Here is a 14,734-nt window from a genome sequence, read left to right on the forward strand (position 1 = left end):
GTTCCGTCCTTAGTAGCTGACCACGACGCCGAAGGTCAGCTGGTAGTCATCACCACTGTCCAGGGCGTTGCCGGCATTGAGGTAGCTGGCGCTGACCAGGGCGTTGACGTCCAGGTGCTTGCCGTCGATGGCCACCGGAAACATCTTCCAGTAGTAGTTGAGGTCGAGCATCTGCCCGACGTCCTTGCCGTTGCCGTGGCTGCCCTGGGCGATGGCGCGGTTGCGCTCGCTGCGCTGGTCGCCGTCGAGGCGGATCGGCAGGGTGCCGTTGGCGTCGCGCAGCTTGAGTTCGGTCAGGCGAAAATCGAGGGCGCTGCGCGGCGTCGGGTTGGTTTCCAGGGCGATGCCGTAGTAGCTCAGGTTGCGCAGGTCGAGGCTGACGAAGGAGCTGGCCAGGCGCGTGCTGTAGCTACCCTGGCGGGTGATGCGGTCGGACTGGATGGCATTGAGGCGAAAGCCGTCGTTGTCGTTGCTCGGCTTGTCGGTCAGGCCGCCGCGCAAGGCCACCCGTGGTGTCCACGGCAGGTCGTGAAAGCGTTTGCCGATTTCGCCCAGGGCCGCCCAGCCGCTGGCGTTGTGGCCGCTGCTGGTGACGCCGTTGACGTCGGTGTTGTCGACTTTGCCGTCCAGGCCCGCGAGTTCCAGGTGGTAGTCGCTGAACAGCGGCGTCACGTCAAGATCGTCTGCCTTGAAGAACAGCCCGTAGCGCATGCCCTTGAAGTCGTAGCGGTCTTCGGCGTCGTGGCCGCTGTGGTCGTTCTCGTGCATCAGGCGCATGCCAGCCCAGTTGTGCTCGCTCCAGCGGTAGGCGTATTCGCCCATCAGGTAGGTGGTGCGCTCCTCGCTGTCGGCCAGGCGGTTGACGTCGCTGTTGTAGTTGTAGAACTTCTGCGCCACGGCCACGAAGCCACGGGAGAAGGTGTCGTTGTAGTTGAAACGCAGCGACTCGATGCTGTCGTCCCACCAGATGCCGTAGTCGTCGAAATAGCGCTGGCGCCCGGCCGACAGCGAGAAGCGCGGGTCGTCGCCGAGCAGGTTGCGTTTCACATACAGTTCGCGCAGTTCGGCGTACCAGCCTTCGGGCTGGTCGCGGTCGAGGTTGTTGGCGTTTTCGTTCTGCACGCTGGCCGACTCGCTGGAGTCATAGTTCAGCCAGACGCGGCCGTAGACCATCCACTTGGCCCAGCGTTTTTCCGGCGAGTACCAGGCGAACGACGGCTCGTAGCGCAAGCTGTAGAACATCTCGCGGCTGCGGCCGACTTCGGAGTTCTCTGGGCCGTAGCCGGTTTGCACGGTGAGCTTGTTGAAGAACTCCGAGGTGATCACAGGCTCGCTGCCATCGGCGACCCGCACCGGCTCGCTGCTGTCGGCCTCGGGGCCGGTGACTTCTTCCAGGGCGTGTGCCGGGTACAGCGGTGCCAGGGCCAGCAGGGCGCCGAACAAGGGGTGGTGGGCTTTCACAGGGTTGCCTCCTTCAACAGATCGTTGCGTGCCGCCAGGGCGCGCACGATGTCATCCTTTTTCAGGGTCTTTTCCAGGCGCTTGACCAGGCTGCGGGCACCGTTCTCGCCCAGTGCCAGGGCCACCTGGGCATAGGTGTAGGCCTTGACCGGGTCGTGGCAGATGGCACGCCCGTAAGCGTGCAAGGTGGCCATGCGGTACCAGGCGGCGGTGGAGCCTGCCCGGGCCTGGGCCTGGAAAATCTCCAGGGCCCTGTCCTGGTCGGGCTGGTCGGCCACGCCCTTGCTGTAGTACTCGGCCAGCAGCAGCTCGGCGTCGGGGTAGCGGTTGGCGAGCAGCTCGTCGATCAGCGCGCGGGCCTTGTCCGGGTCCAGGGTCAGCCAGTTGTTGACCATGTAGAACGAGGCCTGCAGCGCCTTGGCCCGGGTCGCTTCGCGAGCCTGGACCTGGTCGATCAGCGCCTGGGTCTCTTCGGCGTTGTGCTCGGTGGGGTTGGAGATCATGAAGTTGGCCTTGGACACCATCGCCGGCACAAAACCGCGTTCGACGGCGTTGTCGCGCCAGCGGTGGGCTTCGGCGCGGGCCAGGTCCAGGGCATCGCTGCGCTGTTTCTCCAGGGCCAGTTGCGCGGCGTCCGGTGGCACCCGCGCCGGGCCCATGGCGCTGGCCTGACGCTCGTAGCGGTCGGCTTCCTGCTCGGCGCGCTGCACGCTGTTGATGCTGTCGAGCAACGAGCCGATGCGATGCACGATCTCCACGGCCAGGGTCGGGCGCAGGGGTTCGAGGCTGCGGGCAAAGGCCGCGAAGGCGCGGTCCTGATCGTCGCCGAGGAAGCGGTAGTAGCGATCAATCGCCCGCACATCCACCCGCACCGCCTGCTGGTACCAGCGCTCGGCGCCGGCGCGGTCACCCTGGCGCTCGGCCAGCACGGCCTGGTACAGCTCGGGGCGGCAGTTGAGCAGGCACGACTGCTGGTACAGCGCCAGCAACTGCCCGGCCTGTTCGGTGGAGACCAGTTGCGGGTAAACCAGGAACACCTCCAGGGTGGTGCTGGCATTGCGCGGGTCGAGGGTCGCCGGGTAGCGCGTCAGGGCCTGGGCCATCCACTCGCGCTGACTGTTTTGCAGGCTCGGGGTGCGGTCCAGCAGGCGCGCCAGCGAGGCCAGCGCCGGGACCTGGCCACGGCCATCGGCAAACGCCTCTTTATACAGGCCGATGATTTCCGGGCGGCTGGCGCCATCGCTGTTGGCCAGCACATCACCGAGCAGCAGCTTGGACGCCAGGTCACCGCGGTCGGCCAGGGCGCGCAGGTCGTCACTGACATTGGCGCTCGGGTCCTTGTACAGCGCGTAGCGGATCTGCTCCAGGCTTTGTCCGGCCAGGGCGCTGCTGGCGCAGGCCAGGCCGATGCTGGCCAGCAGCAGGCGGGAGGGCGTCTTCGCATTCATTGCCTATTCCTTCCTTGCGGGTGCTTAGCGCGAAGCCGTGAACGGCAGGCCCAGGTACAGGTCCACCGCCACCGGCTTCTGGTAAGCGGCGCGGGGCAGCGGGCTGTCGGGGGCGATGGTCAGGGCCAGGTTCTTGTTGGCTTCATCGACATGGGAGTCAATGACCTTGCCGCTGAAAGTCTCATCCAGGCCGAACACCTTGAGGTCCACCGAGGTCACCCGGCCGATGTCGGCGAGCTTGTCGAACGGCACGTTGGCGGTGACGAACAGGCCTTCATCCCTGGGCAGCAGATGCACCAGCGGTGCTTGCTTGTAGCCGTAGCCGTCCAGGGGTTTGCTTGGGAAGTACACCTCGCAGTCGCACGGGCTGTTGATCACGGTCTCGATGGTGGCGCGCCCGAGCAGGGTCTGCAGGTCGCCCGGCGAGAGGTCGGCGACCGCTTTCATGTCGGCCGGGCTGGTGAAACTGGTGGCCAGCTGGGTGGAGATGCTCGCCACCGGCGTGCCGGCCTTGACCTCGGTCTGCCCCGGCGCCAGGAGGAACTTCACATAGCCGTTGTCGGGCATGCTGATGACCTGAGCGTTGGCCGAGACCTGGGCCTGCACCGCGGGGATGCGAAAGAACAGCAAGTAGCACTTGTAGGCGACAAAGCCCAGTGCGGCGAGGCCGGCGGCGGCGTACAGCAGGGTGCCGAGGGTGGCCTTGAGGCGCTCGCCCGAGCTGCGCGCGCTGGCGTACTTGTGCTTGCGCTCCTTGATGTAGTTTTCCCGCTGCATCACGTTGAACAGGCCATTGATGTCGGCGATCTCGCCCGACAGGTAGGCGCTGATGATGTAGCGCAGGATGTCGCGTTTTTGCGAGTCGAGCTCGACGAACTGGGCGCCGACTTCCTGGCCGCGCTGGGAGACGATCTTGATCTGGCTGTCGATGTTCAGGTCGACCTGGTTCAGGCGCAGCTGGATCGAGGCGTGGTACAGGCTGCCGATCTTCAGCGGCTCGGAGTGAACCAGGCCGATACCGCCCAGGGAGATATCCTGCAGAGTGCTGTCGAACGACGGCTGGCCGGTCGCGCTGAGCGTGACCCGGGCATTGAGTTTGGTGCGCACGTACTGGCGTTCGTCGATTGCTTCGTGGACTACGTTCGCGGGTACTGCGGGTGTGCTTGAGCTACTCATGGCAGGCGCCTTTCCTTAACGTTGCGTGAGTTCGAGAAGAACCGAGATGACCCCGAAGAAAATCGCGATGGAAGAAAACAGCATCGCCTTGGAGGACCAGCGGTTCAGGGCGGCATCGAAGTTGACGGCGCCGTTGCTTAATGTGGTTTTTTGCCGGGTCCAGCTCTGCTGGTCCATGTGGAACAGGGCATAGACTTTCATCAGCGAGCCGATGATCTGGTTGTAATAAAGAACGAACGGGTACACCGGGCTGACCGGGTGGCCGGCGAACAAAAACAGCACGGTGACGAGGCTGCGCGACAGCAGTACCCAGAACAGGTACACCAGCAGGTACTGGATGCCGAACACGATGCCGGCGACCACCGAGGCGCTCAGGCCCATCAGGCAGGTCCACATCGACACCCGCTGATCGAGCAGTACGTACAGGGTGAACAGGCCCAGGCGGGCGCGGCCGAGCAGGGCGGTGGCGCGAAAGTTCTGGCGCAGCGAGTTGCCGTACCAGCGGAACATCAGCTGACGGGTGGCACGCCAGAAGCTGTTGTCTGGCGGATGCTCGACGGTCAGGGTGTTGCTGTCGGGCACGTAGAAGGTGTCCCAGCCGGCGCGCATCAGGCTCAGCCACGACGACTTGTCGTCACCGGTGAGAAACTGAAACCGCCCAAGGCGCCAGTGCTGGAGAAAATCCGCCTCGACGTCGCGGATGAAGTCCGGGTCGGTCATGACGCTGGCGCGAAAGAACGACAGCCGCCCGGTCAGGGTCAGCACCCGGTGCGACAGGGCCATCGAACACATGTTGATGTGCCGCTGGACGAAGCGCATCGAGTGCCATTGGCGCATCAGGTTGCTGCCTTCGACTTCGCAGAACTCGTTGGTGGTCAGGCCGCCGACGTTGGGCAGGTAGGCGAACAGCTTGACCGCGCGCTCGACGCAGCCGGGCAGCATCATGGTGTCGCCGTCGACCACGCCGACCACCGAGTCCTGCAGCGGCATCTGCCGCGACAGGGCGCGGAAGGCATGGGCCAAGCCGTCACGCTTGCCGGTGCCGCGGGCGCGGACGATCACCAGCTTGATGTCGTCGCGGTCCTTGACCTCGTTGCGCATGATCTCTTTGATGAACTGCTCGTCGCCTTTCTCGACGATCGAGGCAATCACCGTGCACGGCACCTTCAGCCGCTGCACCTCCTGGAACACCGACTGGTAGACCTTGAAGGTGGTGTGGGTGGGGATGCGAAAACTGGTCACCACCATGAACATGTGCGCCGGCAGCGCCGCATCGCCCATGCGCTCGACCGCCTTGCGCATGCGCGGGAACTTCCAGTGCAGAAAGTACATGCCGCGCAGGTAGTGGACGATGGCGTTGCCGTAGCGCCACATGCCCAGTGCACCGATGATGAAGATGAACTTATGGTGCGCAGGGTCGAGGTACTGCGGTGCGACCATCTCCGACGCCAGCGCGATCAGGCCGAACAGGCAGGCCCAGGCGCAAAACCGCGCGCCTGCCTGCAGGTAGTCCGGCCGGCCCGAGGGCGGCTGTTGCTGTCGTTCCATGTAGTCGTTGCTCCTGTGTTCGGGCCACGCCCGGCTGAATGACATGCGCACTTTTCGCGCCTGGCCAGACAGGGTCGGCCGGGCAGGAGGCAGGTGGGCAGTCAGTCAGGCGGGGTGCCTGGGTGAATCGCCGGATACTCTCTGAATGGAGTACTGGGGCCTTACCAGCAGATACCTTCACGCTGGGCATCGCTGCCGTGGGCCATGAAGCCGACCAGGTCGATGATCTGCTTGCCGCCGCTGGCATCCAGGGCCTGGGCGAAACGGTCATCGTTGTTGCCCAGCACCACCACCTCGGCTTCGCGGATCACCTGCTGCAGGTCGTTGCACAGCAGCGACGAAACGTGAGGGATCTTCGACTCGATGTACTCGCGGTTGGCGCCGAACACCCGTGCGTACTCGACGTTGGCGTCGTAGATACTCAACTCGTAACCCTTGCCGATGAGCATTTCCGCCAGCTCCACCAGCGGGCTCTCGCGCAGGTCGTCGCTGCCGGCCTTGAAGCTCAAGCCCAGGAGGCCGATGCGGCGTTTGTCCTGGCGGGTGATCAGCTCGAAGGCGTTCTTCACCTGGTTGCGGTTGCTGGCCATGATCGAGGCCAGCAGCGGGTGCTCGACGTCCAGCTGGCCGGCGCGGTAGGTGAGGGCGCGCACGTCCTTGGGCAGGCACGAGCCACCGAAGGCAAAGCCCGGGCGCAGGTAGTAGCGCGACAGGTTGAGCTTGTAGTCCTGGCAGACCACGTCCATCACCTCGCGGCCATCGACGCCGGAAGCCTTGGCAATGTTGCCGATCTCGTTGGCAAAACTGACCTTGGTCGCGTGCCAGACGTTGCAGGTGTACTTGATCATCTCGGCGACTTCGATCGACTTGCGGATCACCGGCGCGTCCAGGCCCTGGTACAGCGACTGCAGCAGGTCGCCCGATTGCGTGTCCAGCTCGCCGATCACGGTCATGGCCGGGAAGTCGTAGTCCTGGATCGCGGTGCTTTCACGCAGGAACTCGGGGTTGACCGCCACGCCGAAATCAATGCCGGCGCGCTTGCCGGCGTATTTTTCCAGGATCGGGATCACCACGTTCTTCACCGTGCCGGGCAGCACGGTACTGCGCACCACCACGGTGTGGCGGCTGGCCTTGTCGCGCATGGCGGTACCGATTTCGCGGCACACCGCCTCCATGTAGACCAGGTCCAGGTCGCCGTTCTTCTTGCTTGGGGTACCGACGCACAGCAGCGACATCTCGGTGGCCAGCACCGCGGCCTGGACATCCGTGGTGCCACGCAGTCGGCCGTGGCGCACGCCATCGAGCAGCAGTTGTTCCAGGCCGGGTTCGACGATGGGCGACTTGCCCTGGTTGATCATGTCGATCTTGGCCGGCGAGATATCCACGCCCAGCACCTGGTGCCCACGCGCGGACAAACAACCGGCACAGACAGCGCCTACATAACCCAATCCAAAGATGCTGATATTCATAGTTCCCTCTCCCAAGGTTCAGAAAAAGCTGACCGAGATACTCAGTTAAACGGCATGGTTGACGCGGCAGACGCGCAAGAAAAAGCAGCGCGCTAACAGGAGGCGATGCAGGCGTTTTCGTTGTCTTATTACATCCTAAGGGAGTTTTTTAAACTTCGGCAAGCTGTCTCTAACTCTGAGTTGGATAAAGTTTAAAAATGTTTTGTTAAAGTTTAAAAATACTTATAAATCAACAATTTAAAGTTTGATATTAGTTGGGCGTCAAAAAACCGATATCGTCTTTTTGCCGTTAAAATGACGCCAGAAAGCCGTTGCTTCGACGGCTTTTGGCATTTTTCATGGTTTTTTTGACGGGCTTTTCCTGTGTCCTCTTGAACTTCTTTATTCTCTGCGCGCTGTTGTAGTAGAGCGTTGAAATTCCCCGGGTGATGGCATTTTGGCTAGCAAGGGAAGTTGTCCGGAATTATTAATGCCTTGTGCATGAAGTTCAGGCGTGAATTACAGGGTTTGCGGCGCTTGTCCTGACAACTGTGGACAGGTAGAGCGGGCGTCGACTTGTGCAGCGGAGCTGATCGCGGCATAGTTCTGGCTTCGTTCGAGGCACGCCATTGAAGGTTGTGTGCTCATCCATCCGGATGCTGGATAAGGGACGCCAAGCAAATGAACGGAATCGGTTCGCGTATCAGGGAAGAAAGAGAACGGCTGGGCCTGACCCAGCGGGTATTTGGCGACATCGGCGGGGTCGAGCCCAACGCCCAGGGCAAATATGAAAGCGGCGAGCGTACGCCCAAGGCCGACTACCTGGCGGCGGTGGCGGCGCGCGGGGTCGATGCGCTGTATGTGTTGAGCGGGGTACATACTCCGGTTGCGCACGGCAGCCTGAACGCCGAAGAAGAACAGCTGCTCGGCAGCTTTCGCCTGCTGCAAGCAGCCGACCAGGCTGCCGTCCAGCAATTGCTGGGCAGCCTTGCCGAGCGTGTACAGCGCCCGCCGCTGAGGGTTGGCGGCCATGAGCGGGGTATCTATGGACGGTTGTCTGGCAAATGAAAAATGACGTCAGGCAAATGACCTGTTCCGTTAGGTCTACGGCTCTATTTTTTGCTAAGGTGGCGGGATCCAATTACCGCCGCAGTGCGAGGTGTCTGCTTGATTAGGGTGCTGGTGGTCGATGACCACGATCTGGTGCGTACGGGCATCACGCGCATGCTGGCCGATATCGACGGTCTGCAGGTGGTGGGCGAAGCCGACTCTGGCGAGGCATCGCTGAAGGTTGCGCGCGAACTCAAGCCCGACGTGGTCCTGATGGATGTGAAAATGCCCGGTATTGGCGGCCTGGAGGCGACGCGCAAACTGCTGCGCAGCCACCCGGACGTGAAAGTGGTGGCGGTGACCGTCTGTGAAGAAGACCCGTTCCCCACTCGGCTGTTGCAGGCCGGCGCCGCGGGTTACCTGACCAAGGGTGCAGGGCTGGATGAAATGGTCCAGGCCATCCGCCTGGTGTTTGCCGGGCAGCGCTACATCAGCCCGCAAATTGCTCAGCAGCTGGCGCTCAAGTCGTTCCAGCCGCAAGGCTCGCCGTTTGACGCCCTGTCGGAGCGGGAAATCCAGATTGCCCTGATGATCGTTGGCTGCCAGAAGGTGCAGATCATCTCCGACAAGCTGTGCCTGTCACCGAAAACGGTCAATACTTACCGTTACCGGATCTTCGAAAAACTCTCGGTCACCAGCGACGTCGAGCTGACGCTGCTGGCGGTCCGCCACGGCATGGTTGACGCCAGTCTCTGAGCGCATTCATGACAGCTGTGTTCGATTCAAGCGCATTCCTGGCGACCTGCAGCGGTCGCCCGGGCGTCTACCGGATGTTCGACGGTGAGGCCCGGCTGCTGTATGTGGGCAAGGCCAAGAACCTCAAGAAGCGCCTCGCCAGCTACTTTCGCAAGACTGGCCTGGCGCCGAAGACGGCTGCCCTGGTGGCGCGCATCGCCCAGGTCGAGACCACCATCACCGCCAACGAGACCGAGGCGCTGCTGCTTGAGCAGACCCTGATCAAGGAATGGCGGCCGCCGTACAACATCCTGCTGCGCGACGACAAATCCTATCCTTATGTCTTCCTCTCCGATGGCGACTACCCGCGCCTGGGCATTCATCGCGGGGCCAAGAAGCAAAAAGGCAAGTATTTCGGCCCTTACCCCAGCGCCGGCGCCATCCGCGAAAGCCTGAGCCTGCTACAGAAGACCTTTTTCGTCCGTCAGTGTGAAGACAGCTATTACAGCAACCGCACCCGGCCATGCCTGCAATACCAGATCAAGCGCTGCAAGGCGCCCTGTGTCGGCCTGGTCGAGCCTGAGGAGTACGCGGTCGATGTGCGCCACTCGGTGATGTTTCTTGAGGGCCGCAGCCACCAGCTGACCAACGAGCTGAACGCCGAGATGGAACAGGCGGCCATGGCCCTGGAGTTCGAGAAGGCCGCCGAACTGCGCGATCAGATCGCCTTGTTGCGCCGGGTCCAGGACCAGCAGAGCATGGAAGGCGGCAGCGGCGACGTCGATGTTGTCGCGGCGTTCGTCAACCCCGGCGGCGCCTGCGTGCACCTGATCAGCGTGCGCGGCGGGCGGGTGCTGGGCAGCAAGAACTTCTTCCCCCAGGTGGGCATCGAGGAGGAGGTGGCTGAGGTCATGGCCGCGTTCCTCTCGCAGTATTACGTGGGCAACGCCGAGCGCGAGCTGCCCGGCGAACTGATCGTCAACGTGGTGCACGAGGACTTCGCGGCCATCACTGCCGCCATCGAAACCCTGCGCGGCCGTGAGCTGACCATCAGCCACCGGGTGCGGGGCACCCGTGCGCGCTGGCAGCAACTGGCGGTGACCAACGCCGAACAGGCGCTGGGTGCACGCCTGGCCAACCGCCAGCACATGGCTTCGCGCTTCGAGGCGCTGGCCCAGGTCCTGGCCCTGGACGAAACCCCGCAGCGCCTGGAATGCTACGACATCAGCCATTCCAGCGGCGAAGCCACCGTGGCCTCGTGCGTGGTGTTTGGCCCGGAAGGGCCGCTCAAGTCCGACTACCGGCGCTACAACATCGAAGGCGTGACCCCGGGCGACGACTACGCGGCTATGCACCAAGCTCTGACCCGGCGCTTTGGCCGGCTCAAGGACGGCGAGGGCAAGCTGCCCGACGTGCTGCTGGTGGACGGCGGTAAGGGCCAGTTGAACATGGCCCGGGAAGTGCTGCAGGAACTGGCGGTGCCCGACCTGATCCTGCTCGGGGTGGCCAAGGGCACCACGCGCAAGGCCGGTTTCGAAACCCTGTACCTCAATGACGTGGCCCACGAGTTCACCCTCAAGGGCGACTCACCGGCGCTGCACCTGATCCAGCAGATTCGCGACGAAGCGCACCGTTTTGCCATCACTGGCCACCGTGCCCGCCGTGGCAAGACCCGCCGCACCTCGACCCTCGAAGGCGTCGCTGGCGTCGGCCCGAAACGCCGCCGCGACCTGCTCAAGCACTTCGGTGGCTTGCAGGAACTGACCCGCGCCAGCGTCGAAGAAATCGCCAAGGCACCGGGAATCAGTAAAAAGCTTGCCGAGTCGATTTATGCCAACCTGCATAGCGAGTAGAATGCTCGCTCACTTTGCAGCCAGTTGTGCCGATGAATATTCCAAATCTGCTTACCGTTCTTCGCGTCCTGCTCATTCCGATCTTCATTTTGCTGTTCTATGTTCCGTATCACTGGAGCTATATCGCAGCGAGCAGTGTCTTCGCCATCGCCGCGGCCACTGACTGGCTGGACGGTTACCTGGCCCGTCGCCTGCAGCAGAGCACGCCATTCGGTGCCTTCCTCGACCCTGTGGCCGACAAGCTGATGGTGGCCGTGGCCCTGGTATTGCTGGTGCAAGTGCACGCCAACTTCTGGCTGACCCTGCCGGCAGCGGTGATCATCGGCCGCGAGATCGTGGTTTCGGCCCTGCGCGAGTGGATGGCGGAGCTGGGGGCGAGGGCGCATGTGGCGGTGTCGAACCTGGGCAAGTGGAAGACCGCGGCGCAGATGCTCGCCCTGGTGATTTTACTGGCCAACCCGCCGGTGCTGACGTTCTGGGTGATTCTGGGCTACGCCTTGCTGATGATCTCGGCCGGCCTGACCCTGTGGTCGATGGTGCACTACCTGCGCGCCGCCTGGCCGCACCTGCGCGAAGGCTCGGAACAGAAATAAAGCTTTTTTGAATCAAGGGCTTGACGAGATTTATTGAATCGTTACAATAGCCCCCATCACGACGCGGGAATAGCTCAGTTGGTAGAGCACGACCTTGCCAAGGTCGGGGTCGCGAGTTCGAGTCTCGTTTCCCGCTCCAGTTATAGATCTACAGAGTTCCACGGAAGTCTGTAAGTCTTTGAAAAAAGGGCCGAAAGGCCCTTTTTTCGTTCCAGCGAAAACCACCGGAAACCGGGGGTAGCCGGACAAAATGAGTCCAGAATTGGAAATCGGCTCATTCGGTTTTCCGGTGGAGCAGCGCAGATAACGAGACGAGCATTTGGCCTCTGACAGATTCAGGAGGTCACCATGGCACTCACGGAAATGGCGATTCGGCATGCTCGAGTCACCGCCAAGGAGTTCACGCTCGCAGACAGTGACGGCTTGTTCCTCAATGTCACGGCCCAAGGCAGTAAGATCTGGCATTTCCGTTACTACTGGGAGGGACGGCAGAAGCGCATGTCCTTCGGCAGTTACCCGCAGGTGGGGCTGCGTGACGCGCGGGAGCGGCGAGATGAGGCGCGAGCGCTCATAGCTCAGGGATACAATCCCTGTGAACAGCGCAAGCAGCAGCGTGTAGCCGTGCGCCTTGCCAATGATCAGACCTTCGATGCTGTCTTCGAGCAATGGATTGCCTTTCGTAGGCTTAGTCTCAAAGATGGGCGACAAAGCACGCTTTCGCAGATCCTGCGCATTTTTGCCAAAGACATACAGCCCTACATTGGCGAGCAATCGATCCATGAGATCAATCGGCATGTGCTCATGGATCTGCTCAGCCGTATTGAATGCAGGAAGGCCTTCACCACTGCGGAGAAGTGCCGGACCTGGCTCAATCAGTTGTTCCGCTACGCGCTTGTACGCATAGCGGGCCTTGAGCACAATCCTGCCGCAGATCTCGATGTGGTGGCGGTGCCCAAGCCGCCGGTGGAGCACAATCCCTTCCTGCGCATGGAGGAGCTTCCGCACTTCCTGGGTAAACTGCGTGCGTTCCGCGGCTCGCAACAGACGCAACTCGGTATACGCCTGTGCGACGCATGGGGTTTGCTGACCGGCTTACCGGCCATGGTGTGAGGGCGACGATTTCAACGGCACTCAACGAAATCGGCTACCCGAAGATCTGGATCGATGCGCAGCTTTCACATGCTGACCCGGGCAAGGTGAGTTCGGCGTACAATTATGCGGAGTACGTCGAGCAACGGCGTACCATGATGCAGGACTGGGCCAATCGGTTAGATCTCTGGCTGCAGGGACACGCCAAGGCGGCGAGCTCGTCTTTAACTATTCGGTTGGAAGGGGCATCGCAGCTGTCGCTCGGGCTGCAGAGTTTGCCTCTATCTCCCGTACCCAGTTTTTTGAAGCCAGAAATGAGTTCAATGCCCGCTGAAGGCAGCAAGGCCCTGGCGGATCGAGTCGGAGCATCGGAAGCGTTTGCTGTTCGGCTGGTTTCTGATATCCAACGGACGCGTGCGGAGATGCTTGAGATCTACGAAGCTGCGACCAATTTACCTCTCCTGTCTTTTGCACGCCTTGCTGGAAAGTCGCGAGATCAAATCAACCGGGATATCAAGCCACGCCGTCTGCTGTCACTTAGCTTGGGGAACCGGGGCCAACGTATTCCTGACTGGCAACTGGATCCGCTGAAGCACAAGCTTGTACTCGCAGTATTCAAGTCGTTGCCTCAACTCGAAGCCTGGGACGTCTATCGTCTGCTCAGTGAGCCACACGACAGGCTGAAAGGGCGTACACCGCTAGATGTTGTGCAACCGGGTAATTTTGAGCGTACCTTGTCCTCATTGATTCAGGGGCGACGATTGGCATAGCTAGTCTGCTGTCCATTCTCACCTTGCATGGGGTGCAACGGGTCGAGTGTTCGAATCACTCCGTCCCGACCAAATAACTCCAAAAAAATCCAGTCACTTAGCGGTGGCTGGTTTTTTTTGCGTTTGCATTTTGCCTGTGATTGAAATTTTACCCCACTTTTTACCCCACCGAGATCCAGCAACAGGATCGCTTTACCCCTACCGCTCAATGGTCATATGCTCGTCTCTTTAATTTGTATGCATTGAGTAGATTTCGCTTAGCCAATAGCGCCGCAGGGCTGACTCCACCTCTGCCGGTCTGCCGTCTGGTAGCTCACCCTTACATCAATTTGAGCAATGCGCCGAGGATTCTGGTAAAACGCTCCAGCCTCCAGCCTCCAGCCTCCAGCCTCGGCCAAACATTGCTCTCTCTCAAAAAGATGGGCCTTGTTACAAAGAAGCATCTTGGCCCATTTACGAAAATCTTATGTAAATGCTCGATAGGGAACAAAGTGGTGAGTCGCATTGAGGATTTTTTCAGTCGCGCCCTAAAGCTGCACCATCTGCGTCTGTTGGTGTTGCTCGGGCAGTGGGGGCAGCTGCGCATCGTGGCGCAGAAGCTAGGCGTCAGCCCACCCGCTGTTTCGCGCCAATTGGCAGAGCTTGAGGCCGGGCTTGGCGTTGCCGTGGTCAGGCGCGTGGGCAATGGTCTGGCGTTTACTGACTTGGGCCTGGTGCTGCTCGACCGTGCCCGAGAAGTGACATTCCAATTGGAGCAGGCGCAACAAGAGCTAAGTGCGCTATCCAGTGGTTTGCGCGGGGAGGTTTGCATTGGCGCGGTACCCAGTGTCATGCAGCAGCTTGCCGAACCACTGACACTGTCACTGCGCAAGCGAGCGCCTGCAGTGGGCGTCAACCTGGTGGAAGAAACCAGCGACAAACTCTATTCGCTGCTATGCAACGGTACCCTGCACTTGCTGTTCAGTCGGGTGGTGCCGCCGCACTTTGCCGATGGCTCGATTGCCGGCGAGGTGCTGTTCGAGGACCCACTGGTCATCGTATGCGGGACGACGCACCCACTCGCTGGCAAGCTGGATGTGCAGCCTCAGGACCTCGCCGGGCATCCTTGGATACTGCCCTCGACCGGATCTCCAGCTTTTCAAGCGCTCAATGCCTGGATGCATGCCCATCAGCAGAGCTTTGCCGAAGGCAGTGTGCGAACCTCTTCCACGGTATACAGCGCGTTGATTTCCTCGGGCAACTTGTTGGGCTTGATGTCGCTACGTGCGGCGGCTCGCGCGCAGACGGCGGGCCGTATCGTCATGCTCGAGCTGCCGGGTACGCGCTTTCTGTCATCCGTGTGGATGTTCCATAACCCCTCCGAAGCCACATCGGTGTTGCGCATTGCCGTGGATTGCGCGCGACAGTTGGGAGAGGCCTTTGTAGCAGTTAACGAAATTGGTAACTGATACATAACCAATTATCGTTATTTATTTATTTAATATTCGAATTTCACATAAGAAACACAACCCTCTAGAGTGCGCCTCATCATCTGTGCAACGCCTTCGACGGCGCGGCAGGACG

At 61.3% G+C, this 14,734-nt stretch carries 10 protein-coding genes, 1 tRNA gene and 1 pseudogene; 7 read left to right on the forward strand and 5 right to left on the reverse strand.

Translation table 11 applies throughout. From position 1 onward, the window contains the following. Positions 1–9: 9 nt before the first annotated feature. From BV82_RS12095 to BV82_RS12115, 5 genes are all read right to left on the reverse strand, one after another. Complete coding sequence (locus tag BV82_RS12095) at positions 10–1,461, reverse strand: alginate export family protein (RefSeq protein ID WP_036995964.1); 1,452 nt, start codon at positions 1,459–1,461, stop codon at positions 10–12. Further along, positions 1,458–2,909: an SEL1-like repeat protein gene (locus BV82_RS12100; protein ID WP_036995962.1), complete on the reverse strand. Its 1,452-nt coding sequence runs from the start codon at positions 2,907–2,909 to the stop codon at positions 1,458–1,460. Before BV82_RS12100 ends, BV82_RS12095 begins: the two co-directional genes overlap by 4 nt. Positions 2,910–2,933: 24 nt before the next feature. Continuing rightward, positions 2,934–4,085, reverse strand: coding sequence for a PilZ domain-containing protein (locus tag BV82_RS12105; protein ID WP_036995960.1), 1,152 nt, complete (start codon positions 4,083–4,085; stop codon positions 2,934–2,936). Between the two features lie 15 nt (positions 4,086–4,100). Beyond that, on the reverse strand, positions 4,101–5,633 hold the full coding sequence (locus BV82_RS12110) for a glycosyltransferase (RefSeq protein WP_081839676.1): 1,533 nt from the start codon (positions 5,631–5,633) through the stop codon (positions 4,101–4,103). 161 nt (positions 5,634–5,794) lie between these two features. After that, positions 5,795–7,102 (reverse strand): nucleotide sugar dehydrogenase, encoded by a 1,308-nt coding sequence (locus tag BV82_RS12115; protein WP_010221875.1) that lies wholly within the window; start codon positions 7,100–7,102, stop codon positions 5,795–5,797. A 660-nt stretch (positions 7,103–7,762) separates the two neighbouring features. On the opposite strand from BV82_RS12115, the gene BV82_RS12120 reads away from it, so the two are divergent. The 7 genes and pseudogenes from BV82_RS12120 (at position 7,763) to BV82_RS12150 (ending at position 14,619) form a co-directional block, all read left to right on the forward strand. Continuing rightward, positions 7,763–8,149 (forward strand): helix-turn-helix domain-containing protein, encoded by a 387-nt coding sequence (locus BV82_RS12120; RefSeq protein WP_010221876.1) that lies wholly within the window; start codon positions 7,763–7,765, stop codon positions 8,147–8,149. Between the two features lie 99 nt (positions 8,150–8,248). Beyond that, positions 8,249–8,887 (forward strand): response regulator transcription factor GacA, encoded by a 639-nt coding sequence (gacA, locus tag BV82_RS12125; RefSeq protein ID WP_010221877.1) that lies wholly within the window; start codon positions 8,249–8,251, stop codon positions 8,885–8,887. Positions 8,888–8,895: 8 nt separating this feature from the next. Next, complete coding sequence (gene uvrC, locus BV82_RS12130; protein ID WP_036995958.1) at positions 8,896–10,719, forward strand: excinuclease ABC subunit UvrC; 1,824 nt, start codon at positions 8,896–8,898, stop codon at positions 10,717–10,719. Between the two features lie 32 nt (positions 10,720–10,751). After that, a complete protein-coding gene (gene pgsA, locus BV82_RS12135; RefSeq protein WP_010221879.1) occupies positions 10,752–11,312 on the forward strand; it encodes a CDP-diacylglycerol--glycerol-3-phosphate 3-phosphatidyltransferase in 561 nt (186 codons plus the stop codon). A 63-nt stretch (positions 11,313–11,375) separates the two neighbouring features. After that, positions 11,376–11,451: transfer RNA gene (locus BV82_RS12140), tRNA-Gly, on the forward strand. Between the two features lie 209 nt (positions 11,452–11,660). After that, positions 11,661–13,171: pseudogene (locus BV82_RS12145) on the forward strand (tyrosine-type recombinase/integrase). Between the two features lie 494 nt (positions 13,172–13,665). Then, positions 13,666–14,619, forward strand: a complete 954-nt coding sequence (locus BV82_RS12150) for a LysR family transcriptional regulator (RefSeq protein ID WP_051636783.1) — start codon at positions 13,666–13,668, stop codon at positions 14,617–14,619. Positions 14,620–14,734: the final 115 nt, after the last annotated feature.

This window comes from Pseudomonas donghuensis, assembly GCF_000696345.2.
In the GTDB taxonomy this organism is placed as follows: Bacteria; Pseudomonadota; Gammaproteobacteria; order Pseudomonadales; family Pseudomonadaceae; genus Aquipseudomonas; species Aquipseudomonas donghuensis.

What these genes read in the sequence shown, in the direction of transcription:
- pgsA (WP_010221879.1), top strand. Translation starts at nt 10,752, where the DNA reads ATGAATATTCCAAATCTGCTTACCGTTCTTCGCGTCCTGCTCATTCCG.
- BV82_RS12100 (WP_036995962.1), bottom strand. Translation starts at nt 2,909, where the DNA reads ATGAATGCGAAGACGCCCTCCCGCCTGCTGCTGGCCAGCATCGGCCTG.
- BV82_RS12105 (WP_036995960.1), bottom strand. Translation starts at nt 4,085, where the DNA reads ATGAGTAGCTCAAGCACACCCGCAGTACCCGCGAACGTAGTCCACGAA.
- BV82_RS12110 (WP_081839676.1), bottom strand. Translation starts at nt 5,633, where the DNA reads ATGGAACGACAGCAACAGCCGCCCTCGGGCCGGCCGGACTACCTGCAG.
- BV82_RS12115 (WP_010221875.1), bottom strand. Translation starts at nt 7,102, where the DNA reads ATGAATATCAGCATCTTTGGATTGGGTTATGTAGGCGCTGTCTGTGCC.
- BV82_RS12120 (WP_010221876.1), top strand. Translation starts at nt 7,763, where the DNA reads ATGAACGGAATCGGTTCGCGTATCAGGGAAGAAAGAGAACGGCTGGGC.
- uvrC (WP_036995958.1), top strand. Translation starts at nt 8,896, where the DNA reads ATGACAGCTGTGTTCGATTCAAGCGCATTCCTGGCGACCTGCAGCGGT.